We start from the raw sequence: 25,680 nt of genomic DNA on the forward strand, positions 1-25,680 counted from the left end.
TACCGTATTTTTTAAGTTTTTACGTCAATACATTTTCAATGATTCTAGAGAATAAATGAAACTAAATTATCCAGCATGTTGAAACATACTGGATAAATGATCGTTTTAAACTTCAACTTGAATAATTTTCTATACAGATTCTTTCCATCCTGTTACATAACCTGGATTTGGTTGAATAACAATAGCTACCGAGGCCGAGATAAAACCAAGAATAGCTGTCCCATATACGTAAATGGCTATTGTGCTGCCTTCTACTTCGTTTTTTATCATTACTTCTTCATTTGACAAGGAAACAGATTTTCCAGCATCCTATGTTTGCATAGTGTCAAAAGGTGATATTGGGGTCATATAAAATTTCAATTAATCGTTGTTTTTGTTTTTCTGTTAGCTTACTGTATTTTTCAATCTGTTTCACTTACAAATGGATCAGATTTATCCAAGCTATATAATGCTGTTCAAACTTTGGTTAATCTATCACTTGTTGCTGCCCATACTAGATAAGAGCAAATAGTGAGAGGAACATCAAAAATTTCTTCTCTTGCTTTTCTCGCCCCTCTATTTCCTATATTTTACTTTTATTGTAGATGATAACATATCTCTGTTCAATTAGCTATAAAAAACACGGTTGAAATCGAGAGAATTCCCAGAACAGATAAAATAGATATCGACCAGAAAAGTACACTTTTTGATTTTTTGTTTTTGCAAAATTTCTTTATACATAGAAACAATAAAAAATAAATTATCACCAAACAAACAACTGAATTAATTAATTCTGCTCTGTTCAATTTCTTCAACTTTTTGTCTCTATTTGGTTTTGATGTTGTAGAATTTTACATAGGTAAATTATTGCAATACAAAACAAGGAAAGGAAGTGGCTGAAAACCTATTTGACAGCGTATGCCACGCACGTCTGGGAATCCAGAAAGTGACCACTCACCAATATCTGAACGCGATCGTATTGCTGGTTTCTGCACTTTTCATTTGGCATTTGAATCATATGTTGTTACTTTGACTCTTGGTATGATTTCACCGCAATGAAAAGAAAGAACATGTTTATAAAAATCAGGCATAGCCTTGATTGTTATTTTCTATTCATGTAACTTATGATAGACTGAGATGGATTTAAAGAAAGACCACATGGGGTGAGGCTGTTGGAACTTTTTGTCATCCTTGAATTGCTCATAGGTTTCCTTTCGTTCAGCCAGTATTTCGTTGTAGACAAAACGAACATAACCAAATGTTTTTGCAGGCAATTGCTCTTGTAGTGGAGTTGGGTACAAACGGAACTTATATGCCTTGTTTGCCATATCAAACCACCTCTTTTCTATTCCATTATATAATAAAGCGTATGTTTTGATAAAAGAAAACACCCTTCATCTCCCACCTATAGAGGAAGGAGACTTCTGGTGTATTACGTTAAAATGAAGCGTTCTTTTTTGGCAAAATAGTGTGCTTTAGTTTAAACAGAAACCTAAAAAAAGGACCGCAAACGGGTCCTTTTCTTTTTTGTTGAATTCTCAGTATTATCGTTTAACAGATCCTATTTTAAAAAAGCTGAGGGTTGAAGGGAATTGTTTTCCTGAGGCTCCATCGGAGCATCCATCTGCAGATCCGGATTCTTGGAACGCTCTGTACGGAACCATTTAAAGAAAATAATGCCAATGGCAATACCATACGTAATCTCCTGCATAATCTTCATAATCACACCGCCCAGCTGCTGATCATCGAGTAAAGACAGATACGGGAAAGGTACAATTACATTCAGGTACATCTCATACAGAGGCGTCTGGGCGAAAATAATCAGCGCACAGGCAGGCGTCAGCAGAACCCCATTGACCGCCACAAATGCGATCTTCTGCAACGACGTGATTCGGTCCCATTCCGGAACCGGGCAAAATACCGGAAACCACATCGTAAAGGAAGTGACCACAAGCAATGTATGATACAAGAACAGAAGCAGGTCATTCGCCATCAAGGTATTCATGATGAACGGGATATGATAAAACGAGAAGAAAAGATTAAACAGCAGTACCGCGACAATCGGGTGAGTAAACAGTTTCATGCACCCTCTGATTCCCTTCATTTCAATGATAGGCCGGATCACCCAAGCCGGCAGACCTGTCAAAATAAGCGGAGGAATGATCAAATAGTTCAGGGACATTTGCGTCATATGCGCACTGAACATGTAATTGTGCCCCAAATAACCTAGAGGCGTCCCCTCCGAAACAAAAAACAAGATCAGCCCCAAATAAAAATTTCGCTTCATATTGACCGGAACGGGTTCAGCATCGCGAAACTTTTCACTCCATGATCCCGTTATCTTTGTATACAACCAGCCAGCAGCAATGGCGGTAACCAGGACAGCCGGACTCCATAGCTGAAATATACTGACGGTGTTGCCACCCATATATCATCTAACTCCTTTTAAGCCGCTTCCGGGTCTGCTTTGCGGCTTGATGTTCTTCCCCAGAGTCATGTAAGTTTATACGTGCAAGAGGGCGGCCTTAAACAAAGGCCGCCCCATCCTTCATCCTTATATCCAAGTCCATAATACAGCAGCGGCCACTGCAGTCAGCATTACAACAACACCGAAGATAAGGCTGATAATAGGAAGCACATGACCTTTCTCTTTCATATGCATCCAGTAAACAAGCTGGAAAATCACTTGAACAACACCCAGAAGCAACAGAAACAGGTAGAGAAAGGTTTTATCTAACCCGCCGTAAAGGACAGCCGCAAAAGCCAGCATAGTAAGCAACAACGAAATGATGTAGGAGATGATATGGTTTCTTGGGCCTTCATGCTTATGGCGTCTGCTCTGAGAAGAGACTTCATTTGAACCGCTCATATGCTTATGCCACCTTCCCCATCAAATAAACTACTGTGAAAATGAATACCCAGACTACGTCAATAAAATGCCAGTAGAGAGCAGCTATATAAAACTTCGGCGCAGTAACTGTGGTAAGTCCTTTCTTTGATCCCTGAATGATCAACAAGCTGATCCATAGAATCCCGAATAGAACGTGTGCTCCATGAAAACCGACGAGCGAGTAAAATGAGGTTGAAAAAGCGCTTGTTGTAAATCCGTGACCTTCATGCACATACTCCACGAACTCATAAATTTCAAGCCCCAGAAAAGCCAAGCCCAGGACTACGCTAATAGCAAGCCATCTCAGCATGCTTTGCAGTCTATGGCGATGAAGGGCCATAACGGCAAATACACTGGTCAAACTGCTGGTAAGCAGAAGGAATGTCGCTAATGCTATCATTGGAAGCTGGAACAATTCATCTGATGTCTTTCCGTCCCCGACAGAGTTGCGGAGGGCCAGATAAGTGGCAAACAAACATCCGAACAATACAGTCTCCCCGCCAAGGAAGAGCCAAAAGCCGAGTACTTTATTTTTTCCCTCCAGTGTAGCCTTTTCGGGCTCCATTGGAAGTTCATTTACACCGTGTGCATTCGCGCTCATGCTTTCCCCCCCTTGTCTTCAAGCTCCGAAGGTTCAATATGGTACCCATGGTCATCAAATACTGAACGCAGAAACATCGCTATAAAAGTAATGGCAATACCGACAATGGTAATCGGATACGGTGCAGTTCCGAAAATGAGGCTGTAAGCGGCAACCGTCAATCCAATGGTCATCACCAGCGGAAGAATTGTCGGAGACGGCATATGAATGGAACCAACCGGTTCCGCAGGCGTCATTTCTTTGTTTCCGGCCATCTTCTCAACCCAGAATGCGTCCAGACCACGAACAAGCGGAGTCTGCTTAAAGTTGTATTCCGGAGGCGGTGAAGAGATCGTCCATTCCAGTGTACGGCCGTTCCAAGGGTCATTAGGAGCCCCTTTAGGCTTCATACCCGTCACAATCATATTGATCATAAAAATGATGACACCTATACTCATTAAGATTGCACCGACCGAACTAATCAGGTTACCTTCATCCAGACCTTCCCCGCCGGCATAAGTAAAGATCCTGCGCTGCATTCCCATAAGACCAAGGAAATGCTGAGGGAAGAAAGTCAGATGGAATCCGATAAAGAAAAACCAGAAATGAATTTTGCCGAGTGTTTCGTTCAGCATGCGGCCAAACATCTTGGGCCACCAGTAAAAAGAACCGGCAAACAATCCGAACACTAAACCACCGACAAGCACATAGTGAAAGTGGGCGATGACGAAATACGTGTCGTGGTACTGGAAATCGGCAGCCGGAACAGCCAGCATGACCCCAGTTGTTCCCCCCATAACGAAGGTAGGGATAAATGCCGTTGCCCACAGGGCAGCTGTCGAGAACGTAATCTGGCCACCCCATAGTGTGAAAAGCCAGTTAAAGATTTTGATTCCGGTAGGTACTGCAATCGCCATTGTGGCTACGGCAAAGATCGAATTCGCTACCGGCCCAAGGCTGGCAGTAAACATATGGTGAACCCAGACCATGAAGCCAAGGAAACCGATTAAGACACTTGCAAATACCATGGAACTGTAGCCGAACAAACGTTTTTTGGCAAAGGTGGATACAACTTCCGAGATAATGCCGAAGGCCGGCAAAATCAAGATATATACTTCAGGATGGCCGAAAATCCAGAAAAGATGCTCCCAAAGGATATTGTTTCCACCCTTGGCAGGATCATAAAAACCGCCATGGAAAATACGGTCAAATGTCAGTTGCACCAGTCCCACTGTAATCGCTGGGAAAGCGAACAGGATCAGTACGGAAGTTACGAATGTAGTCCAGGTGAACATCGGCATGCGCATAAACGTCATACCTGGTGCACGCATGTTAATGATCGTTACGAGGAAGTTGATACCCCCGATTAATGTACCAAGCCCTGCAATCTGAAGACCGAGTGCGTAGAAATCCACGCCTTTGAAATCAAGATCCAGTGTGGAAAGCGGCGTATATGCCGTCCATCCCACGTTCGGTGCCCCTCCGAGGAACCAGCTTGTATTTAACAGAATGCCTCCAAGCAGAAATAGCCAGAAACCTAATGAATTAAGAAAAGGGAAAGCAACATCCCTTGCTCCGATCTGCAAGGGAACGACAGCATTCATAAAGCCGATGATGACGGGCATCACGGCAAGGAAAATCATGGTCGTTCCATGCATGGTCGTAAGCTGATTGAATGTATCGAAAACAAATAACTTCTGATCCGGGTACATGAGCTGAAGTCTCATCAGAACGGCTTCAATTCCGCCAATCAGGAAGAACAGCCCCCCGGCTATGTAATACATGATGCCGATCTTTTTATGGTCTACTGTGGTTAACCAGTCCATAAGCCCGCTATATTTCTTCACCTTGTGCGCATGTGCGTGCGCCTCTGCGTGTACTTGAGCCACCGTGTGATTCCCTCCTTTTTTCAATATAAGAACACTAAGTGACTTACTTATTTTTTGCCTTATATTTCACCGGAAACGATCGCCATCATAAACGGGCAGCGAGCTGTTTCCTCTTGAAAGTATATCTTACTTAAGTGTATTCAAGTATTTCACGAGCTCATCAATCTCTTGATCCTGAAGAGGAATAGTCGGCATTTTGGTGCCCATTTTCTCAGTAACGGGGTCTTTGATCCAATCTTTTAAGTTCTTTTCGTTATGTTCAAGCACTCCTGCTACCATTTGGCGGTCTGCAAACCCTTTCAGGTTAGGTCCCATACCGTCCTTATCCGCTTCCACCGCGTGGCATGACAAGCATTTGCTTTTGAAGATTTCTTCCCCTTTTTGGGCGTCCGCAGCAACGGTAGCCACCGGAGTTTTCATCTTCTGTACCCAAGCGTTGAAGTCTTCCTCCGACCTGGCATCTACTTTAAAGTCCATCAGCGCATGGGACGGTCCGCAAAGTTCCGCACACTTCCCTTTGTAAACGCCTGCTTCATCGGCTTGCAGCGTATATACTGTTTTCAAATCGCTGGGGTTGGCATCTATTTTACCGCCGAGAGACGGTATCCAGAAGGAATGCACCACGTCATTTGAAACGATTTCAAAAGCGATTTTCTTTCCGACCGGGATGACAAGATCCTGTGCCGTTTTGATCCCCAATTCAGGATATTCGAATTTCCACCAGAACTGGCTGGCTGTCACTTTAACTTGAATAGCATCTTTGTTGTCTAAGTTGTTAGCGGAATGTTTGAATGTGTAATTGATGGTAGGAACAGCAAGAATAATAAGGAGAACGATCGGTATTACTGTCCAGACAATTTCTAGGATGTGGTTACCTTCCACCTGTTTAGGAATGATATCCTCTTGTCCTTTGCGTTTGCGGAATCGTATAATGACGTACAAATAAAGCGCGAACACCACAACGATAACAAGAACCATGATCGAAATACTGATCAGCATCAAATAGTATTGTTCTTGAGCAACGGGTCCTTTCGGCTTCAAAGCGGACATGGTCGGGTCACCGCAACCCGATAAGAGGAACGTCATCACCGCAAATAGGGGGATCAGACGCTTTAACATTTTCCATCGACTCATTGCTTATCAACCCCACTTCGTAAACCAATATTTTTACCACGAACGACATACCCATGTCAATCAAGCATTTCACTTAATTAACTATAATTAGGTAAAACTTTTTTGTCAATTACTCTATAGAAGTTCACAAATTGTTCTAAAATCAAGGATTTGTCAAATGTTAGAAAAATATGGGTTTCCATAAATAGGTTATTTTTTGTATTTTCAGGTCCGTTTTTTCCAGTGAAAACTTGACATTTAAAGACAATATTAGTCTTTTTTCCTGTTATAAAATGGAGAAATCCCCATCTGATAATGCTGTATTATGTTAACAAAATTTAACCAAAATCCGTACACCTGTTCCGAATTGTTCAAAACTGGATTTACTGCCGCATCTATTCTTTCTCGGGGATGAATAAGGCATTCTTTACCAGATGGTCTTAAAGATGTAAAATAAAAGATACAACGATGCCGTAGTTCCTTTTCGGAAAGTCTTTGAACGAAGCCATATGAAACAGGACCCGTACCAATATTTTCATGAACGTGAGGAGGGTTTTCTATGGAATGGAAAGGAAAAGAAATGATTTTTGTATTCACCGGCCCTCATGGTGCAGGACGCAAGACGGTTGCCGAGATGGCGGGAGATACGCTCGGTATAAAGAAGGTGCTCTCTTATACCACCAGGCCTCCGAAGAAAACTGAAGTTGACGGTCAGGATTATCATTTCGTCTCCCGGGAAAAGTTCTTGGAAGATCAGCATCTCGGGAAGTTTGTGGAAGTACGTGGAATCAACGGTCATTTATACGGCATGCAAGGTGCAGATGTAGAGCTTATGCTGCAGTCAGCAGGAAGCATTTATCTTATCCTGGACCGTTATGGATCGGATACACTGAAGAAAATTTACGGTGACAAACTGGTACGTATTTTCATTTATGCAGACCGAAATCACGTAATTGAACGCTTAGCCAAAAGCGGTGACTCGGAAGAAATGATCACACGATACATGGCGCATTACGAGGATGAGATGGCCTATAAGCCCCAGTGTGAATACAGCTTTGAAAATATTGACCTTGCCCATACTATTTTTGATTTAACAAAAGCGCTTGATCGTTACTTGGAGCGAAACTTGCTCGAATTAGACTGATTTTGTGAGATAATAGAACCAGAGGGAATCACCTTTAAACCCCCCTGGTTTTTTTATGGCTGAATCCGCTCGGCGCGCGTTGCGGTGCGGCGCGTGGCGGGATTTTCAGCCTAAAAGTTCAGCCAGACAAGAAACTAAGCAGAAGGAGCCAGGTCATATGCATATCGTTTCATTATATCCAAGCAATACGGAGCTTGTGGCCTATCTGGGCCTTACTTCCCGATTGGCAGGGACGGACAGCTATGCAGCGTGCTTATAAAAAGGAGGGCGAAAATAGATGAAAATTGTTTCAATCGAACCCACCCCAAGCCCAAACTCAATGAAACTCAATCTGGATACTGCTCTTCCTAAGGGCAAAATGTATTCCTTCACAAGGGAAGAACGAAATTCTGCCCCGGGCTATATTCGCCGGCTTCTAGATATTCCTGATGTAAAAAGCGTCTTCCAGGTCACCGATTTTATCGCACTGGACCGGACACCAAAGGGGGATTGGAAGCAGATCCTGGCCGCGGCCCGGGAAGTTTTCGGCGAATCCGGGGTATCAGTTGAAGATGCAGCCGCTCAGGATAGCGGATATGGCGAAGTAACCGTAAAGCTGCAGGTATTCCGCGGTATTCCAATCCAGGTTCGCGTAAATAATGATGCGGAAGAGAAACGGGCTTCAATGCCGCAGCGATTCTCAGATGCCACTATGAAGGCGACTGCCTCCTCCCCGCTTCTTCTGAAAGAACGGAAGCTGGAAGACCTTGGCGTACGCTACGGAGAGCTTGACGAAGTGCTAAACGAGGTAATTCAAGAAGTAGACGCCTCATTAGATGATGACCTGCTGGCCAAACTTGTAGAACAAGCCTCCAGCGCCACTTATGAGGCATCCCAGTCTCAGGAAGTCATTAAGGCGGCCAAGCTGTCAAACGAGGAAATTGCCGGGCAGTTAAAGGACGCTGATTGGAAAAAGCGATACGCGGCCTTGCAGAGCGTTGAACCTTCTCTCGAAACGCTGCCTCTCCTCATAGAGGCCCTTAATGATGAGAATACATCCATCCGGCGCCTTGCCACCGTATTTCTGGGTGACATTAAAGAGCCTGAAGTACTGCCTCATCTGTACCGTACGCTTGAAGACCGTACTGCGGCCGTCCGCCGAACCGCCGGCGATACGCTATCGGATATCGGTAATCCCGCCGCGATTCCGGCCATGATTAAAGCGCTTAAGGATAAGAACAAACTGGTCCGCTGGCGTGCTGCCCGTTTCCTGTACGAAGTCGGGGATGAAAGTGCCGTGCCGGCTTTGAAGGAAGCTGCTGGCGACCCTGAATTTGAAGTCAGCCTGCAGGTTCAGATTGCTCTTGAACGTATTGAAGGCGGACATGAGGCGGAGGGAACGGTCTGGCAGCAAATGACCCGCCGTAACGATTAAATCCCGCAGCTTATATTTATCAGCTAAATAAAAGGGGGTTTCTGCCGCTTCCTGTCCTTGCTGTCCGGCGAAGCAGCAAATTACATATATGAAAAGGGAGTGCTTTTTGTCGTTCCGGAACTGGAATGCCTAAATCCGGAAAACTTGAAATAAACGGACAGTCTGAACGGACAGATCATTCAATCTGTCCGTTTTTTTCCCCTTCTGTACGGGTTCCGTTCTTACCCTTCTGTTCTACCGTATGCCTTAGAGTTTCACCCAGTTTCAGAATACGCAGCCCATATTTTTTCTTCATCTCCCTGCGCCCCCATTCAGCCGTTAACCGGTCCAGGGCTTCTTTCACCGTATCGTCCGCAAGCCGGAAGGCTCCATAATGCATGGGAATGAATACCCGCCCCCGCACATCCAAAAACGCCTGTATCGCTTCTTCAGGACTAACGTGCTGAGTGGACATAATCCATTCCGGTTCATATGCACCAATGGGCATCAACGCATACTGGATATCAAACTGACTGCCAATTTGCTGAAAGGCATGGAAATATCCGCTGTCACCGGCAAAATAAATGGTGTCTCCCTGCCCGTTCTCTCCCTTCTGGATTATCCATCCTCCCCAATGGGATGTATTCGTGTCCAGCAGCGTCCGTCTTGTCCAGTGCTGGGCCGGAACAAAATGAAACTGGACTTCCTGAATCTCCGTATGTTCCCACCACCCGTACTCTTCTACATTTTGGAGGCCTTTCCTTTTTAATTTTTTGGCCAATCCTTCAGGAACAAGCAATTTGGGATTTCCGGGAAGTTTTCGTAAGGACCCTATATGTAAATGATCATAATGGGAATGGGACAGCAATACTACATCAATGGGGGCAGCTCACGGATAGCAAGTCCGGGTTCAGTTAAACGGGAGGCAACTCCCATTGTCCTGGCCCAAACAGGGTCAGTCAAAATATGTAAACCGTTCATTTGCAGCAGAAAAGTGGAGTGGCCTATCCAGGTCAGCGTTGTTTCTGTTTGATTATGTCGCAAGTATGAGATTGCCTTAACCGGAGCCTGCTCCACCACATACGACATATCTTTTATTTTGGAACGCCGTTCTTTACGCCATCTTCTTATATCTTTCCATGAAGTGGGCGTTGCTTTGTCATCCATATTGGTGTAACGCTTCATCTGTCAATCCTCCCTGTCTCTTTCCCTGATTGATCTCCTGCTTATTTTGGGCGCATTCCTTTAATTTTCATATTTCCCCCAATTTCTAACTAATGTTTTATTTTGCATCTTATATTTTGTATTTTCTTTTCAGCTTCCGCTTTGGTTTGCATCTATTGTATTCTTTCCATCATTGTACCACCACTCTTTTCCTTTTACCAAAAAAACCCCTGTTACTAAAAAGTAGCTTTTGCCGCCTTCTGTCATAGAGTAGGCAGACCCTCTTTCTTCTATTACAATAGAAGCACAAATACTTACTTTGATTTTATCAGGAAGGAGAACAATATGAGCCGTCAAGAAATAGAACAACAAATCATCGAGAACTATCAGAAAGAAGAAAAAATGATGATTCTATTATTTGCCCAATGGTGCATCAACCATGATCTCGATCCCGTGCAGCTATATAAAGAAGCCTATCCCACACAAGGTGTTAATCAAGCTCTTCAGGAGGCTATAGAGTTAACCGTACCAAAAGAAGAAGCCGGAGAAATTGCTGACGAGACTCTGTTAGGGGTCTTATCCCTGTTTGGAAATGAGGACCTGGCCTTCATCGCGAACAGAGAAATAGCCAACCGGTCCAAAACAAAATAAGTATCTGTATAATCTGACGCAGAAGCCTCCCTTTTTTTTGATATGCTCCCCTCATAGTAGACAGTAGAAAAAACAAAAACATCTACTCTACAATGATGGGAGTTTTTACAATGTCCAAAAGGAGTCCAACTTCTTTAGAGGTAAAGCTACGTGTCGTAAAGCGATGTCTTCAGAATGAGACAAACCCAAGTTATGAGGCGAAACAGCTGGGAATAGACAAAAACACGGTAACAGATTGGGTAAGGAAGTATAAAGCAGATGGTCTTGACGGATTAAAGGAATCCAGAGGATGTAAAGCTTACTCAGAGGATCTGCAGCTGGCTGCAATCAGAGATGTATTATCCGGTAGTCATTCTATACGAGAGGCGACAAAGAAGTATCATATTTCTAGTAAAAGTGTTTTGACGAGATGATCTCCAAGTATACTAATGGGGTAGAAATAAAATCTACTCGTAAAGGAATTGGACTATCTCGTATGAACAAAGGACGTAAAACCACTTTCGAAGAACGCATTGAAATTGCACAGTATACGATCGCAAACGATCTGGATTATCAGAAATCCATGGAGAAATATGATGTTTCTTATTCACAGGTGTACGCATGGGTTCGTAAATATAAATCTGGCGGTGAGGAAGCCCTCAAGGACAATCGCGGTCGTAACAAGCCTGCGGAAGAGTTGGATGATCATGAACGACTCAAGCTTCGGATCAAAGAATTAGAAGCACGGAACGAGTATTTAGAAATGGAGAACGCTCTGGCAAAAAAGTTGGCAGAGATCCGGCGACGACATACACGCTAACGTTAGTCCGACATGCAGACTGGTATCAAGCTATCCAAGAACTGCACGCTGAGAAAGGCTATGCCGTCACGAAGCTGTGCAAGCTAGCCGGAGTCGCTCGATCTGCCTATTATAAATGGCTAAAATGGAAACCATCCATCAGGGAACTTGAAATCCTTTCATTGGCCAAGGAAGCGAAACTTCGCTATGACAAGAGAAAGGGTGTACTTGGTTATCGTCAAATCCGCACACAATTGAACCGGAAACTCAAAAAGAGTTACAACAAAAAACGTTATTATCGAATCATGCGCGCTCTTGAATTAAAAGCGGTGATTCGCAGGAAACGACCGAATTACGTGAAATCCTCTGCAATACATGTGGCTGAAAATGGGATGAACCGCGGGTTTCACGCGGACTCTCCCAATTTAAAGTGGTGCACAGATGTCACAGAATTGAAGTATGGGAATGGTCGTAAAGCCTATCTGAGTGCTATCGTTGATGTATACGATAACTCCATCGTTTCATGGGTGTTAAGCCCCTCCAACAACAAAAAACTCGTCATGGATACGGTGAATAAGGCCTACTGGAGGACTCCACTTCTGCATAGCGACAAAGGCTTCCAGTATACTTCACATGAATACAGTCTACTTCAGCTTAAGTACGGTTTTACTAAAAGTATGTCTCGGGTGAGCCGATGTCTAGATAATCAACCATTGAACGATTTTGGGGTACATTTAAGGCAGAAAGCTTTTATCTAAGGAAACACGACACCTATGAAGACGTTCTCAAAGACGTGAGAAATTATATCCACTACTACAACAATTACCGCTATACAGAGCGTTTAAGTGGCCTGTCTCCCAGCGAATATCAAAAACAAGCTGCATAAAAATGAGAGAAGAAAATAAAACCCTCAGTTCAATTTAACAGAACTGAGGGAAACAAACTAACTGTTTTTGTTTTTTTACACTGTCTACTTGACAGGGGGCACTTCAAAGAGTGTGGTCTTTCCACATCCGCTCGGACCAACGAGGGCTGTCATGATCCCGGGCGTGCAACGAACGGTCTCACCGTCAAGCACGGGCCGCCACCAATTGCTACTGAAACGCCCTGGGCTTCAATCAACATCTGTACCACCGATCAAATTCGACGTCTACTGACACTATCGAAACACCAACGCGCAGCAAATAGATGGCTCAGCGACACAACAAGCAACCCATACGCTGCGGCCACAAGTACGGCCCCTATCGCATCAGGCCTTTGGAACACGACAACGGCGCCCACGAGACCGAGCCCAGCAAGCAATTCCTTGGCCACGCGGCTCTGAAGGATCCGCACCCATGACCGGCCTGCTACCCGCAGCGGGAAGTCACGCTTCGCCTGCAGCAGTGCAGTGATCAACGCACTGATCGCAGCAGCGACAGTGAAAGCAACAACCAATGCAACCAGCGCAAGATTCTGCAACCACACAACGTATGCTGCGAACTGCGCGTGGAGAATCCCCTCTTCGGCAATGTAGACAACTTTCAGTTCACCTTTGAGACCACGATCACGCAGCGCCTGTACGTCTAGGCCGTGTCGCTCTAGCAATTGCTGCGTTGCAGTCACACCGGTGAACACGACGTTGCTACCCGAGATCATGGATGTCAAGGAAGAATCGTTATAGGTGTCGTAGAGCGAGGGAACGACGACGAGCAGAACATCGTCCATAAAGTGAAGCCTTTCCCCCCTCCTCCTTGTGCTACTGGCATCCGGAACCCGTCGACCGGCCGCAAGAACTGGAACTGTGCGAGCAGCTCCTCGGAAAGCTTTTTCCTCGACAAGAGCTCAGCCTCTTCTCGAACCATTCGGACAAGCCCTTCTGGAATGCTGTGGTAAGGTACCGATGTGACAGCCGGCTGTGGCGCACCCTTGGTCACCAGATCGAGCCAACGCTGGTTCACGAAGGAGATGGCCGAGTACTCTCCAAAATCGACCGGCATTGACATTTCTTGAGTGTAAGTGTAGGAAAGAGCGACCGTATCAAGCGATTCCGCATCTTTCACCAGCTCGCCAATCAACGGCTCCATGTGGTCCATCTCGTCAACGTCTGTCGCGAACACAATGGCGGCCTGGTCTGCGAGTTGCTTCCACTGCGCCATTTCAGCAGCCATAGCGGATGAGTGTTTGTATGCGGACCAAGCAGGCCCAGCCGCAGCCACCACCAGGAGGAACGTTAGCGCCTGGATCACGATCGCCGCCGAACGCAGGCTCTTTACCGCCGGTTGTCTGGTGGCAAGCATGGTAGCGCTCGGCCAAGCAGAGGCTGACATGACAAGCGCAGCGAGCAGAGATACGGCGATGACGGCGACCTGCAGACTGACCAACGCCTTGAGGAAGGTACCGACGTACATCCAGCCATGAAACACACCCACATAGCCCGCCGCAGCCAGCGCTACGGCGCCCGCCGAAACCAGCAGCAAACCCCCGAACCCGGCCAGGTCCTGCACCTGGATCCGCACGGTCGGGCACCCGCCCAGAACCCGAAGGGCACGCCCCCGCGCCCTCAGCGACAACCAGAACAGCGCCAGCGCCGCGATCAGCGCAAACGACGCAAGAACGGCGGCAGCAAATCCTCTTTCCCGCACCACGAATTCAAGGTTGTCAAAAATTGACACATCCCTGCGGCCAACCTTCACGCCTTTACTTTTCAGCGCGTCCTCGAACTCGCCCAAGTGAGCGTTTTCACCGGTCACGAGATAGAACCCATTGGGATAGGAGGCGGCAAGTCGGTCCTTGCCGACGATCTTGCCTACACCATCGCCGCCGAACCAAGTAAATTCGGCGGGCAGATCTCCATCGTTAAGTGCTACGAAGATCTGGCCATCGCCGTCGCGGTCAAGGTCCGGCGCTACCTTGACCAGACCAAGATCCCAGCGCGCATCGAGCTCCTCCAGCGTCGCAAACGCTTCAGTGACGGAAAAGCCCGATTCGCTGAAGTTGAGGCTAAGCCTGCTCTCGACACCAATGGCCTGCGGAAAGTCTCGATCATATAGGTCGGTGATGATCGCCGCCAGCAGCGCAAGCAGAGTAAACAACGCACCCGCGACAGCCACTATGATACGCTTATACATAAGCGCGCCCTCCAAGAACTATCTGGAACTCGCCATGCTAAGCCCCGGCGACCGCAACCGGTGTCGCCGGGGCCAGGCGTAGTCGCTTGGATTAGCAAGTAATGTTTTTTCATTTATTTCATCATCCTCATTTATTCGACTATTTTTATCAATATTTTTACTATTCAACTAATTTGTCACCGCCCACCTGCCATTCGCCAAAGGCGCCATGATGTACAGCCGAGCCAGCGCCTCGTACTTGGCGTAGGTGGTCGGCGCCAGGTTCGGCTTGACGACATCGGCGAGCCAGCCTTGCACAGAAGCGGCAGACAACGATTGCGCCGAACCGGCTGTGCGGAAGTCCGCGTTAATGCTTCACCAGATGCACCGGAACCCCAAACCCGTCGCGGCGGCTAAGCAGGTCGGCGATGGCGTCACGCTCGGATCTCGAAGCATAGCTCACCATGACCAGCCCTCGGTCCTGGTCATCGGGACACGGCTTTCCCACTTCGACCGCAATGCCATCACCCAGCGCTTTGATCTCCTTGGCGAGGCCTTGATGGCTGGCAAGCGCCGCAGTGGCCTCCGCTACAGTCGGCAGCTGGTCGCACGGCGGGTGCGTGTCTCTTGATACTGGGATCCAGCCGTTTAGGAGCGCAACTGCTCCCACTACCAGCAGTGAGCCAATAACGATACCGATAATGATCTTAGAGGCTGACTTCATAAGGACCATCCTAGGCTAGCGGGATCGCTGGTCGACGAGTGGTGTGACGAGCTGTTGGAACCGACCTCATGCCGGGCGCCACACGCGTTGATCATCTCGGAGTCGTGCGTCGACACAATGACCGTGCGGTCGTGTACGGCGAAGTCCGCAAACAGATCGATGACCTTTCGCCGGTTGGCTGCGTCGAGCGAGGCGGTGGGCTCATCGGCGAACAGGATCGCAGCGTCCTTGTAGATGGCACGAGCCAGCGCGAGTCGCTGCTTCTCGCCCCCACTCAGGTGGCTGGCCAACTCACCTTCCCGACCCTGGAGACCCGTCTGCTCGAGCACCTGCGCCAACCGTTCCTGGTTTCCCGTGACGCGTCGTCCCAGGACGCTCGCCTGCATGGTGACATTGAAGGCAACCGACTCCTCATCCATGATGCCGTAATCCTGAAGTACGAACGCCGCGTGATCACGCCAGAACCGACGCCGTGCCGCAGTGCCGTACCTTGTGACATCGTCTCCGTCGATCAAGATGCGTCCCTGATCCACTGGGAGCAACAGCCCGAGGCAGTGCAAGAGTGTGGTCTTTCCACATCCGCTCGGACCAACGAGGGCTGTCATGATCCCAGGCGTGCAACGAACAGTCTCACCGTCAAGCACGGGCCGACCACCAATTGCTACTGAAACGCCCTGGGCTTCAATCAACATCTGCACCACCGATCAAATTCGACGTCTACTGAGGACATCGCAAACGCGGCGAACGTCGCTTTGATCGTTCGAGTCAAGGATTTCCTCTTTTGCCTATACAAAAGTCTTTTCATTTAATTCATTCCTCCTCATTCATTCGACTATTTTTGTTAATAAAAAGGTTCATGGATTCTTAGTTTTTGCAGGCAAATTTTAACCTAGGATCCTCAAAAAGAAATGATCCTTAGGTCACATTTTGTGGCCTTTTTCATAGATATGCTCTATTTTTTGGTGTGGTGCTTTGGCAGGATATCAAAAGGTATCTCCTTTCCATATGGATATATACCATGAAGGAAATTTGATATATCGTCACAAAAAAGCCCTTTATCAATCAGATCACCAGTACATCCCTGAACATTATCTGAAAATTCTGGAACGAAAGCCCCGGGCGATTATAAATGCTGCGCCCCTTAAAGGAGGGGTATTACCCCATGAACTCTCAGAGTTTATGAGCTTTGCAAGCACCGGGATAAAAACCACCAGTTGGTAAATATCCTGCTTCTGGGGAAAAAACCGCTCCCGCACCGACATGGTAGGTGGGCGGTAAGGCAAGCTAATTTGATAGGTACTCCAACCTATGACCTGGTATGTTTTTATCTAGAAATTAAAGCAGAAAGCAGATTTAACTCTCTGGACACCAATGGCCTGCGGAAAGTCTCGATCATATAGGTTGGTGATGATCGCTGCCAGCAGCGCGGGGCAGAGTAAACAACGAGCCCGCGACAGCCACTATAATAAGCTTATACAAAAGCGGGACCCAAAGAACTATCTGGAACTCGCCATGCTAAGCCCCGGCGACCGCAACCAGTATCGCCTGGATTAGTTGGTACGGTAGTAGTAATGAGCCTTCAGACCCGGCGAGTTTATGGTTCCGACATAGGCGTGAGAGTATTTCCCCGCAGCCGTATCTATGCTCCTGTTAGTACTTACCACCTTGCCGTCGATGACCCTTTGCACCGTCGAGCCGTGGATCTTCGTCGGGTGGTTGTACTCGGAACGGAGTCCGGCGTCCACGAATCCGTATCTCCATGTTCCACCTTCCGATGGGTACTGGTAGTGCCAACCCGGATTCACCCAGGCATGGGCAGGCACCGCGGCGCCCCACACCAAAGCGATGGATGTCGCCAACGCGGCTAACGTTGCTTTGATCGTTCGTGTCAAGGGTTTCCTCTTTTGCCTATACAAAAGTTTTTTCATTTAGTTCATTCCTCCTCATTCATTCGACTATTTTTGTCAATATTTTTACTCTTCAAGCTAATTTGTCACCGCTCACTACCATGCCGATGCGGGAGGGTTTCTTGCCCTTTTTGGCGATGAGTTACATTTAATGTAATAAATTCAATAAAGAAAATAGAAGTTCCTTTTTTTTTAAGTATATTAATGAGGAGTTGTATATAAAATCTAAACTCATTGCAAAGGGGGTGCATTTATATGGCTATCAAAGGACAGAAGTTCAAAACGTATTCAGAAGAACTAAAGGCTGAGGCCATGTCTGCATTTGGAGGAAAAGTGAACTTATCAGCAGATCCATGAATATTTCGGGATTCAGGATAAGCAGCGAATGAAGAAATGGATGAGGAAATATCGAGAGAAGGGTGAATTCGGGCTTCTGGATCAGCGGGGAAGGCGCCAGGAGTATATCGACCAAGATCGTTACGTCAATCAATTAAAACGGGAGAACGAGATGCTAAAAAAGTGTTTGGAGATCAAGATCACGGTGTTTGGGTAAAACCATAAGAAGGTCCTGCGCCTGATACAGGCTATGAATTTACGATCTATTATCCTTCGAAAGACGTCGTTGTAACTATTCCTCATCCACAGGTACCGATCGTTTCCACTGATTTGAACGGAACGGTTCATCTAAGAACAAAGATGTTTCTTTTGTACCTCTCAAGGTTAACGTGTAGGCTCGGTGATTTTTCCCCAAAAATGGCAGGAACACATGTTAAATCCACCCCTGCTTCCATAGGCGACTCATCGGGTTGTAGATCATACGAAGATCGTAATTGAAATAAGCTCCTAATTGCTCAGCGGTCATTAGTAGATATTGATACAGGGTCACCATGATTTCTTTTATGTTTGATTCATGTGATCCCCATCCATTTCACCCCCTTTTTTTCCTCAAAACAGAGAAATACGGAAACAAAAACCGCCCGGCAAAGGGCGGTCCAAAACGCGCGTTTTTTAGCTGCTCACCTTGACTCTATTCTATATTAACATTAAGCCTCAACTAAAAGTCTGCTCAAGAAACATTTCCAAGAAAAAACGATCCAGACGTGTTTTTACAACCGTATTTATTCCAACGATTAGATCCTTTAGCTGCTGATTCATCCTCCATCTCTGAGGTGATCCGTTCATTCAATCAGATATCCAGGCAACTCGTTCGCGGGGAAAATAAAGATTGGCGTTTTCTTGAACCGGTAATAAGTTGCAAAGTAAAATTTCAATGTTTCAAAAAAGACGGTAAGCTGCGCTCCCCCAAATTTGGGGAATTCTGTACACCTATTTCTGTGCAACCCCTATTGAATACATTCAAATAGAGTGATAAAATCGAAGTAAGAAGTATATACTAATGCTCTATATAAGGACCCTTGAGATATTCCAGTTGTTGAGACTATCTCCTTTATAGAATATTCTTTACTATCATACATCCGTAGCGCAACAGCAAACTTTTCTTTATCCAATTTGGGTCTACCTAATGTTTTTCCACGTCTTTTACTTGCTTCAAGTCCTTCCTTAACTCTCTCAGCAATAAGGTTTCTTTCTAATTCAGCAATGACACACATCATTTGGAACATGGCTTTGCCCGTGGAGGTTCTTGTATCCATATTTTCTTTTAAAGAAATGAATTGTACCCCCATCTCTTCTAACTGTTGAATAATGTTGAGGATATCTAATGTTTTACGTCCTAAACGGGAGATGCTTTCCACTATAACTGTATCGCCTTTCCGGATGACATCAAAAAGTTGATGAAGTCCTTTTCGCTTTCTCCTTAACTATTTTTTCACAACCATATTCACTAAGCATACCAATTTGCCGATCTAAATTTTGGTCAATAGTAGACACCCGAGCATAACCGATTATCATTTGTACCCTCCAATAAACTTGTATATTTTTATTTTACTAGAGAGGCACTTATTGTAAAGGTATTTGGTAATACTTTTGGTAAGGGGATTACAATATTTGGAGGTGTATTAGATGAATTCAACTATGCTTTTTATTTTAACGGTAGTGTCTATGGCCATTTGGGTCATGGTTTCCCGAGAATCTATGCGTGAGTTAAAAGATAAAGAAAAAAATACAGGTAAAATGATGACGCTGATTGCAGCAGGTAGTTTAACTACCATATTTTTATTAGTCTCACTCTACCAAAAATTGTAGTGGTGAAGGTCTATGATCAGCCCCTTTTAAACCGTGCCAAGCTAAACGAACAATAGAAATGCTGATACATATTTCAAGGGATAAGCTTTGCAAAATTGTTTCATAGTTTGGTGTATTTTTCATAGTAAGTAAATAACAATTAGGAGGTTTTATCATGATAAACGCAAAATCTGTAAAAAATGCAAGATCTTATGCGCTTTTATCCGCAGAACTTCTTGCCATCACAATGTTCGCTTTAACCATCGGTAACGGAGCCCTCATCGCGACTCAACTAGGTCTTAGTACGACGACATCAATAGCAATCGTCAAGTTTTTAGACGCATTCTCAACGGTCTCATATGTAATTACAATCATTGGTCTTTTCGGCGGTGTGGGAACTATTTCGTCAGCGCTTGCCGCGACTATTCTTACTATCCTTAAAAAACAAGGAAAAGCTAAAGCAGCAGCTTTCTAATCACACAATGACACAGAGATTATTTAAATTACATGACAAAAGCATATTGGGTCATCTCAATTATATTGGGATGATTCTTTTTTCATCATTAGTTATTATAGCCCTGACTTTCTATCATGATTTGGCCCCCACCCGTTACCTAGTCTTGTATTCTTTTATTTGCATATACGTGATAGGGACAGCAAATATCAATCGTTGCATGTTACCCTATGGAAAACAAAAACCGGGCTTGGTGTATATTTCTAAGCGGCTGCTATTGAGACATTTGTTTTTTACAATCACAACAGGATATTCCTTGCAATTCCTTCTGGCTGTTTTAGTATCCGTCACATGCATGGTAGTATTGCATGAATATCTTATCGTCTTTTTAGCTTTAGGTTCAGTTGTCGTTTCGTTTTTGTCTCAACTGACATCCATATTCGTCAAGGTTATTATCAGAGTGATCTTCTTGTTACAATTGTGGTCCATTCTGGCATCTCTAATTGGCGTATCCGCCATTCTACTGGCTGTACAGTTGCTTATCATCTATTTTTACATAAGTAATTACCATCGCATCCCGCACGGGCCGTCATTCTTGAAGGGCTCTGAGAATCGACATGCCTCCGGGAGCATGTCGCAGATTTTTTTATTTTATGTAATCAATAATAAGATCCTATTAATCTTGCTTGGCGCAGTCGTATCTGTAATCATGTACTTCTGCCAACAACTATTAAATGGCGTACACGGGATTCCTGCGACGATCCTTATTTATATAAATTTCATGACGATTGTGGAAATTTTGGTTGGCTCAAAAAGGGAAGAAATCATGATCGATAAATCAAGGGTAGAAACGCTACAATCTTCTTTAATCGTTAGCCCATTTAAACGATTTAAAGCAAGCTCTATCTATTTATACTCATTAATGCTGATGGTCACCGCGGCATTGGGATTAGTCGGGATCTTCCTTAATGCTGCCGACACGACCGCGATCATCAAAAGCGTCCTGTCGATTCCATTGACCCTTCTGATAGGGGTTATCTATTACAGAAAAACGGAATTGTTGACCAGCGGCAATGAATCCAAAATATTAAAGCTGACTCTACCCATTTTAATCCTAATATTTGTCACATTTTTCACTATTGGCGCATGAAAAGAGGCGTAAGAATGACGCAGCCTAAATCCAAAATTTTCCTTGTGTACTATATGATTTTTTGTATATCCGTTGTTGGTATAGGTGTTTATTTAGCATCTGTACTCGATACGGATTTATTTGGGGCGAACCCTCCAGCTTTGCAGAATGAGTTCATGTACCTTTTTTTATCGCACAACATAAAAAACTTCGTCATGTATTTATTGGCTTTTCCGATTTCGCTATTTCTCCAGTTATTCGATTTTGGAGGTTCCGCTTTTCAAATCGCAATGTCGTATCGGATTCAAGGACCTGATGCGACCATAAGCAGACTTATCCCACACGGCTTATTGGAGTTTCCGAACATGTTGTTTTATCAAGGGATGAGCCAGTATGTGCTATTTTTAGGTTTAATGAAAAAAATGATCCCTCTTTATGTGCTGTCAATAATCGTATTAATAATCGCAGCAATGCTTGAAGGTCATTTCTAAATAAAGAAAAGGGGATTCCTGTGAACGTAGAATTTATAGATTGCACAAAACAATTCAAAGACACGCATATACTAGACAACGTGAATTTTTCCATACAACCAGGTCTTTTTCATCTGACAGGGCGAAATGGTGCAGGGAAAAGCACGCTCCTCAGAATGATTTCCGGCCTTGATAAGCAATATTCAGGACGTATTACCACCAGTGAAAAATCTACATTATATTTAACGGTTGATCCGATCGGCATCCATCCTTTTACGATTAGAGAAAACCTTGAGATCCTGTGGAATACGTTCGGCATTACGCCATCTGCAGAGCAATTCGCCAAGGTCAATGACTTTTTTGATAGCAAATTAGATGTTCCATACGGTAAAGCATCCACGGGGATGAAGGCGAAGCTTGGCTTATCTTTACTTTTTGTGAAGGATTGGGAGATTGTATTGATTGATGAAGCGATGTCAACATTGGATTCGGAAAGTGTTGAAATGCTATCTGAACGTTTAGTAGCTCTATCAGAAAGGAAAGCATCGATTATCATATATGTGTCCCACAGCATGATAAACAAAAGGTTATATGATAAATCGAGTGCTATTCATATAGAGGAAGGAGCACTTTCATGGAAAAACATCCAAAACTAATATCGTTTTTCTCATTCATCCTGTATGTAGTGCTCAATTATTTCTTTGTACTTTTGCCACCGAACACCAAATAGCCGGATTCTCTGATGAATTCGCCGAAGTGAAAAAACTTCTAGCAGATGGCGATAGCTTGCGTCAAATCATAACGACCATCGCAGCAATCGTAACGACAGTGAGTGTACTCGTCCAATATATCATCGGGAAGTTTCTATTGGTTGTTTTTGTTCCAGGTACGAAAACGCATTTATATTATGCGCTGATGCCTAAGCTGCTTGTTCTGATGGTCAACATCATTTTCATAGGGGTTTTCAACATACAAAATACGTGGTTATATCTATCGACAGCCCTCATAGGAGCGCTTTTGATCATGTTCTTTATTCAATATAAAAGGAATAACTGGAAAGCTACTATCCTTTTTTCCTTGGTTTTTTTGCTAGACTCCGTATTTTCATTAGGAAAATCCATTTATTCATTATTTTAGGACGTTTCCGGCACATACACCTACCTCTATTCTCATGGTGATGGATGGGTAATAAAAAAAGCGATGCGTAATTTACTAACCGCATGAATAATTTCATGCGCCTCTCACAGATCCGTACGTGCGGGTCATCGCATACGGCTCCTCCATGTTTATCCCCGTTGGGGATGTAGGTCTTGATAAATATCCAACAGAAAAACTAATCGGAGTTGTCGAAATTTTTCATTTGGTAGTGCAACACTTGCAGGAAGACTACCAGAGCTTCGCCATTTTGTCATTCTGAGATGAGGAAGTTCTCCTTTCCGATCATTTCTTCTTAGCACTTTGTGAAGCTTCTTTATTTTCCGCCAACTCCGTAACCGAATCATTCGCAGTCTTCGCCTTATCCATGAGTCCAAATCTTCAAATAAACCTTTACAGAATCCAATCCCAAAAATAGCTCCCCCAACCCCTTCACCGAAACGACCTTTCCTGCAAAATCTTGTCTGCCGCTATGCATCCGATCAGCCAAATCCCTCCTGCAGCGAAGCCTGCCAGAACATCACTTGGGTAATGGACCCCGACATAGATACGGCTGAAGCCGATCAAAAAAATAACGAATGCCCCGAGCCAAGGTATCAACCAAGCGGCACGCCACTTTCTCCTCTGGTGTTTCCATAGTAAATAGACCATAAAGCCGTAAAAGGATGAGGAAACCATGGCATGACCACTTGGAAAACTGTAACCCGTAGCATCAACCAGAAAAAAAATGCGGTCCGGCCTGACCCGGATAAAAAGCACCTTTAGCGTCTCGTTCAACAGCCAGGAGCCGGCCAAGTTGCAAAACAGCAAAGCCGCCTCTTTTCTTCGGCGGTGCATTACCCATAAATAGCCCGCAACTATGATGAAAACGATTGTTTCGGTAATTCCGTTCCCCAGCTTCGTAATCCCAATCAAAATACGGTTAAACACATCGCCCCGGTAGGATTGAACCCAGGCGGAAATCACTGAATCAAACCGGTCAATCCAAGGAGAGGCCAGGCTTTTCGAGATTAACAGAAAAACAAATAGCAGAAAAACAGCAGCTGCAAAACCAAGCACAAGATCTTTCAGTAAAACAGAATGCAATGTCGGTCGGGTAGAATGTCGGGACAATGGGCTTATCTCCTTTGTTCAAATATAAGCATATATTGTGCATTGTATAAAGAGATAAGATGGAAATCAAACATCCCGCTTCAGAACCTATGAATAAATAGCGCTACCTTGCCCCCTGAACTCCTCTGCCTTTTGCTTCATCCCCGCTTTCAAAGCCTCATCCTCCTGAAGCCCCTTTTCCGCGGCATATTCCCTGATATCCTGTGTAATTCTCATACTGCAGAATTTCGGTCCGCACATGGAGCAAAAATGGGCTGTTTTGGCTCCTTCGGCAGGAAGGGTCTCATCGTGATACTCCATCGCTCTTTCCGGATCCAGGGAAAGCTGGAATTGATCCCGCCAACGGAATTCAAAACGCGCTTTGGAGAGAGCATCGTCGCGCCTTCCCGCATGCGGATGCCCTTTGGCCAAGTCCGCAGCATGAGCGGCTATTTTATAAGCTATGACTCCTTCCCGCACATCATCTTTATTAGGCAGGCCCAGATGTTCCTTCGGGGTAACGTAACAGAGCATAGCAGTTCCAAACCAGCCAATCATGGCTGCCCCAATTGCCGACGTAATATGATCATAACCCGGTGCAATGTCAGTAGTGAGCGGCCCTAATGTATAAAATGGGGCTTCCCTGCAGACCTTCTGCTGGCGGTCTACATTTTCCTTAATCAGATGCATAGGAACATGCCCTGGTCCTTCTATCATGACTTGAACATCGTGTTTCCAGGCGATCTCTGCCAATTCCCCCAATGTATCCAGTTCGGCAAACTGGGCTTCGTCATTGGCATCAGCAATGGAACCCGGACGAAGGCCGTCGCCTAAAGAGAAGGCTACATCATATGTTTTCATAATTTCGCAAATCTCTTCAAAGTGTGTATACAGGAAATTCTCCTCATGGCAGGCCAAGCACCAGGCGGCCAGAATGGAACCTCCACGGGAGACGATCCCCGTTGTTCTTTTTACCGTCAGAGGAATGTAAGCGAGCCGGACACCCGCGTGAATGGTAAAGTAATCCACACCCTGTTCCGCTTGCTCGATCAGAGTATCCCGGTAGATTTCCCAGGTCAAGGCTTCCGCTTCTCCATTTACCTTCTCTAAAGCCTGATATATAGGTACAGTTCCAATAGGAACAGGAGAGTTGCGGATAATCCATTCCCGTGTAGTATGAATATGTTTCCCTGTAGACAAATCCATGACATTATCGGCTCCCCAACGGATAGCCCAGGTCATTTTCTCTACTTCCTGCTCAATGGAAGAGGCCACAGCGGAATTGCCGATATTGGCATTCACTTTCACGTGGAAGTTTTTACCTATAATCATAGGCTCGCTTTCGGGATGATTGATATTGCACGGAATAATTGCACGTCCAGCCGCTACTTCCTGACGCACAAACTCAGGCTCAACCTGCTCACGGACAGCTATATACTCCATCTCCGGAGTTATGATCCCCTTTCTTGCATAGTGAAGCTGGGTTACATTTTTACCTTTTTTGGCCCGAAGCGGTTTGCATTTTAATCCCGGAAATTGGGGAACTTCCCGCAGATCCTCCTCTTTCCTTACTCCATTGTCTGCTAGTTGGACCGACCGGCCTTCATAGCTTTCCACGTCTCCCCGTTCCAAAATCCAATTTAGCCGATGAGGCTTAAGCCCTTGGCGAATATCCACTGATTGTTGAGGATCTGTATAAGGACCGATCGTATCGTAGACCCGGACCGGCGGGTTTGCTTCCTCCCCGTACCTGCCTGTTGTTGGACTTTGTACAATTTCCCTCATGGCCACCCGGATATCCGGACGATTTCCTTCCACGTATACTTTCCGGCTACCCGGAAAAGGGTCAACCTTCAATTTAGGCAAATGATCATTCTTATCTCTCTGTTGCTTGT

General features: G+C 45.2%; 29 protein-coding genes and 4 pseudogenes. 15 read left to right on the forward strand and 18 right to left on the reverse strand.

Features of this window, described 5'->3' with window-relative positions; translation table 11 throughout:
* Positions 1-129: 129 nt before the first annotated feature.
* A complete protein-coding gene (locus BXP28_RS22860) occupies positions 130-270 on the reverse strand; it encodes a hypothetical protein (RefSeq protein ID WP_155116267.1) in 141 nt (46 codons plus the stop codon).
* A gap of 605 nt (positions 271-875) precedes the next feature.
* Here BXP28_RS22860 and BXP28_RS25620 point away from each other — a divergent pair.
* Positions 876-1,012, forward strand: a pseudogene (locus BXP28_RS25620) (transposase); the annotation flags it as partial.
* Between the two features lie 145 nt (positions 1,013-1,157).
* Here the strand turns inward: BXP28_RS25620 and BXP28_RS14335 are convergent.
* The 6 genes and pseudogenes from BXP28_RS14335 to coxB form a co-directional block, all read right to left on the reverse strand.
* A pseudogene (locus BXP28_RS14335) lies at positions 1,158-1,307 on the reverse strand (helix-turn-helix domain-containing protein); the annotation flags it as partial.
* Between the two features lie 233 nt (positions 1,308-1,540).
* Positions 1,541-2,407 (reverse strand): cytochrome c oxidase assembly protein, encoded by an 867-nt coding sequence (locus tag BXP28_RS14340; RefSeq protein ID WP_024093220.1) that lies wholly within the window; start codon positions 2,405-2,407, stop codon positions 1,541-1,543.
* 126 nt (positions 2,408-2,533) lie between these two features.
* Entirely contained in the window at positions 2,534-2,848 is a 315-nt protein-coding gene (locus tag BXP28_RS14345; protein ID WP_024093219.1) for a cytochrome C oxidase subunit IV family protein, read from the reverse strand.
* A gap of 4 nt (positions 2,849-2,852) precedes the next feature.
* Positions 2,853-3,470 (reverse strand): cytochrome (ubi)quinol oxidase subunit III, encoded by a 618-nt coding sequence (locus tag BXP28_RS14350; protein ID WP_046655223.1) that lies wholly within the window; start codon positions 3,468-3,470, stop codon positions 2,853-2,855.
* Complete coding sequence (ctaD, locus tag BXP28_RS14355; protein ID WP_077585260.1) at positions 3,467-5,275, reverse strand: cytochrome c oxidase subunit I; 1,809 nt, start codon at positions 5,273-5,275, stop codon at positions 3,467-3,469. Before ctaD ends, BXP28_RS14350 begins: the two co-directional genes overlap by 4 nt.
* 189 nt (positions 5,276-5,464) lie before the next feature.
* Positions 5,465-6,472: a cytochrome c oxidase subunit II gene (gene coxB, locus BXP28_RS14360; RefSeq protein WP_036655362.1), complete on the reverse strand. Its 1,008-nt coding sequence runs from the start codon at positions 6,470-6,472 to the stop codon at positions 5,465-5,467.
* Positions 6,473-7,010: 538 nt separating this feature from the next.
* Here coxB and BXP28_RS14365 point away from each other — a divergent pair.
* Together BXP28_RS14365 and BXP28_RS14370 are read left to right on the forward strand one after the other, a co-directional pair.
* Positions 7,011-7,595, forward strand: coding sequence for a guanylate kinase (locus BXP28_RS14365; RefSeq protein WP_023483567.1), 585 nt, complete (start codon positions 7,011-7,013; stop codon positions 7,593-7,595).
* Positions 7,596-7,872: 277 nt separating this feature from the next.
* Positions 7,873-9,009 carry a conserved virulence factor C family protein gene (locus BXP28_RS14370; RefSeq protein ID WP_036655364.1) on the forward strand — a complete coding sequence of 379 codons (1,137 nt, stop codon included), beginning with the start codon at positions 7,873-7,875 and terminating at the stop codon, positions 9,007-9,009.
* A gap of 175 nt (positions 9,010-9,184) precedes the next feature.
* On the opposite strand, the pseudogene BXP28_RS14375 reads toward BXP28_RS14370, so the two are convergent.
* Positions 9,185-10,173 (reverse strand): annotated as a pseudogene (locus BXP28_RS14375) (MBL fold metallo-hydrolase).
* A 324-nt stretch (positions 10,174-10,497) separates the two neighbouring features.
* Here BXP28_RS14375 and yxiS point away from each other — a divergent pair.
* From yxiS to BXP28_RS25205, 5 genes are all read left to right on the forward strand, one after another.
* Positions 10,498-10,803: a protein YxiS gene (yxiS, locus tag BXP28_RS14380; protein WP_023483570.1), complete on the forward strand. Its 306-nt coding sequence runs from the start codon at positions 10,498-10,500 to the stop codon at positions 10,801-10,803.
* 110 nt (positions 10,804-10,913) lie between these two features.
* Complete coding sequence (locus BXP28_RS14385) at positions 10,914-11,216, forward strand: helix-turn-helix domain-containing protein (RefSeq protein WP_158225750.1); 303 nt, start codon at positions 10,914-10,916, stop codon at positions 11,214-11,216.
* Positions 11,213-11,602 carry a helix-turn-helix domain-containing protein gene (locus BXP28_RS14390; RefSeq protein WP_077585104.1) on the forward strand — a complete coding sequence of 130 codons (390 nt, stop codon included), beginning with the start codon at positions 11,213-11,215 and terminating at the stop codon, positions 11,600-11,602. Before BXP28_RS14385 ends, BXP28_RS14390 begins: the two co-directional genes overlap by 4 nt.
* A 41-nt stretch (positions 11,603-11,643) precedes the next feature.
* Entirely contained in the window at positions 11,644-12,339 is a 696-nt protein-coding gene (locus tag BXP28_RS14395) for an IS3 family transposase (protein WP_313769642.1), read from the forward strand.
* Positions 12,294-12,467, forward strand: coding sequence for an IS3 family transposase (locus BXP28_RS25205; protein ID WP_077585106.1), 174 nt, complete (start codon positions 12,294-12,296; stop codon positions 12,465-12,467). Before BXP28_RS14395 ends, BXP28_RS25205 begins: the two co-directional genes overlap by 46 nt.
* A gap of 84 nt (positions 12,468-12,551) precedes the next feature.
* Here the strand turns inward: BXP28_RS25205 and BXP28_RS24350 are convergent, their stop codons facing one another.
* The 6 genes from BXP28_RS24350 to BXP28_RS14425 all read right to left on the reverse strand — a co-directional run bounded on the left by BXP28_RS24350 (position 12,552) and on the right by BXP28_RS14425 (position 17,322).
* Positions 12,552-12,620, reverse strand: a complete 69-nt coding sequence (locus tag BXP28_RS24350) for a hypothetical protein (protein ID WP_237087286.1) — start codon at positions 12,618-12,620, stop codon at positions 12,552-12,554.
* Between the two features lie 98 nt (positions 12,621-12,718).
* Complete coding sequence (locus tag BXP28_RS24355) at positions 12,719-13,288, reverse strand: bacteriocin-associated integral membrane family protein (protein WP_257125640.1); 570 nt, start codon at positions 13,286-13,288, stop codon at positions 12,719-12,721.
* Positions 13,225-14,691 carry a bacteriocin-associated integral membrane family protein gene (locus BXP28_RS14405; RefSeq protein WP_257125641.1) on the reverse strand — a complete coding sequence of 489 codons (1,467 nt, stop codon included), beginning with the start codon at positions 14,689-14,691 and terminating at the stop codon, positions 13,225-13,227. Before BXP28_RS14405 ends, BXP28_RS24355 begins: the two co-directional genes overlap by 64 nt.
* A 346-nt stretch (positions 14,692-15,037) precedes the next feature.
* Positions 15,038-15,394, reverse strand: coding sequence for a hypothetical protein (locus BXP28_RS14410; protein WP_024093209.1), 357 nt, complete (start codon positions 15,392-15,394; stop codon positions 15,038-15,040).
* Positions 15,391-16,086 (reverse strand): ABC transporter ATP-binding protein, encoded by a 696-nt coding sequence (locus BXP28_RS14415; protein WP_036655368.1) that lies wholly within the window; start codon positions 16,084-16,086, stop codon positions 15,391-15,393. The genes BXP28_RS14410 and BXP28_RS14415 overlap by 4 nt, the downstream gene beginning before the upstream one ends.
* Positions 16,087-16,944: 858 nt before the next feature.
* Positions 16,945-17,322, reverse strand: coding sequence for a lactococcin 972 family bacteriocin (locus BXP28_RS14425; RefSeq protein WP_036655370.1), 378 nt, complete (start codon positions 17,320-17,322; stop codon positions 16,945-16,947).
* 364 nt (positions 17,323-17,686) lie between these two features.
* Here BXP28_RS14425 and BXP28_RS22875 point away from each other — a divergent pair, with 364 nt between their 5' ends.
* Positions 17,687-17,854 carry a hypothetical protein gene (locus tag BXP28_RS22875; RefSeq protein ID WP_024093204.1) on the forward strand — a complete coding sequence of 56 codons (168 nt, stop codon included), beginning with the start codon at positions 17,687-17,689 and terminating at the stop codon, positions 17,852-17,854.
* Between the two features lie 790 nt (positions 17,855-18,644).
* Here BXP28_RS22875 and BXP28_RS14440 read toward each other — a convergent pair.
* Positions 18,645-19,212 (reverse strand): annotated as a pseudogene (locus BXP28_RS14440) (recombinase family protein).
* Between the two features lie 111 nt (positions 19,213-19,323).
* Here BXP28_RS14440 and BXP28_RS14445 point away from each other — a divergent pair.
* From BXP28_RS14445 to BXP28_RS14470, 6 genes are all read left to right on the forward strand, one after another.
* Complete coding sequence (locus BXP28_RS14445; RefSeq protein WP_036655372.1) at positions 19,324-19,506, forward strand: hypothetical protein; 183 nt, start codon at positions 19,324-19,326, stop codon at positions 19,504-19,506.
* 154 nt (positions 19,507-19,660) lie between these two features.
* Entirely contained in the window at positions 19,661-19,960 is a 300-nt protein-coding gene (locus tag BXP28_RS14450) for an uberolysin/carnocyclin family circular bacteriocin (protein WP_036655374.1), read from the forward strand.
* Between the two features lie 295 nt (positions 19,961-20,255).
* Entirely contained in the window at positions 20,256-21,089 is an 834-nt protein-coding gene (locus BXP28_RS14455) for a hypothetical protein (protein WP_257125642.1), read from the forward strand.
* Between the two features lie 14 nt (positions 21,090-21,103).
* Positions 21,104-21,559: a hypothetical protein gene (locus BXP28_RS14460; RefSeq protein WP_036655377.1), complete on the forward strand. Its 456-nt coding sequence runs from the start codon at positions 21,104-21,106 to the stop codon at positions 21,557-21,559.
* Between the two features lie 20 nt (positions 21,560-21,579).
* Entirely contained in the window at positions 21,580-22,194 is a 615-nt protein-coding gene (locus tag BXP28_RS14465; RefSeq protein ID WP_036655379.1) for an ABC transporter ATP-binding protein, read from the forward strand.
* A 130-nt stretch (positions 22,195-22,324) separates the two neighbouring features.
* Positions 22,325-22,675 carry a hypothetical protein gene (locus tag BXP28_RS14470; protein WP_051427942.1) on the forward strand — a complete coding sequence of 117 codons (351 nt, stop codon included), beginning with the start codon at positions 22,325-22,327 and terminating at the stop codon, positions 22,673-22,675.
* 149 nt (positions 22,676-22,824) lie between these two features.
* On the opposite strand, the gene BXP28_RS25210 is transcribed toward BXP28_RS14470, so the two are convergent.
* From BXP28_RS25210 to thiC, 3 genes are all read right to left on the reverse strand, one after another.
* Positions 22,825-23,070: a hypothetical protein gene (locus tag BXP28_RS25210; RefSeq protein WP_158225745.1), complete on the reverse strand. Its 246-nt coding sequence runs from the start codon at positions 23,068-23,070 to the stop codon at positions 22,825-22,827.
* 55 nt (positions 23,071-23,125) lie between these two features.
* Positions 23,126-23,806 carry a phosphatase PAP2 family protein gene (locus BXP28_RS14480; RefSeq protein ID WP_052752965.1) on the reverse strand — a complete coding sequence of 227 codons (681 nt, stop codon included), beginning with the start codon at positions 23,804-23,806 and terminating at the stop codon, positions 23,126-23,128.
* An 87-nt stretch (positions 23,807-23,893) separates the two neighbouring features.
* The gene (gene thiC / locus BXP28_RS14485) at positions 23,894-25,651 is read right to left on the reverse strand and encodes a phosphomethylpyrimidine synthase ThiC (RefSeq protein WP_144029627.1); all 1,758 of its coding nucleotides are present in this window, start codon (positions 25,649-25,651) and stop codon (positions 23,894-23,896) included.
* Between the last annotated feature and the right edge of the window lie 29 nt (positions 25,652-25,680).

It is taken from the genome of Paenibacillus larvae subsp. larvae, assembly GCF_002003265.1.
Classification (GTDB): domain Bacteria; phylum Bacillota; class Bacilli; order Paenibacillales; family NBRC-103111; genus Paenibacillus_H; species Paenibacillus_H larvae.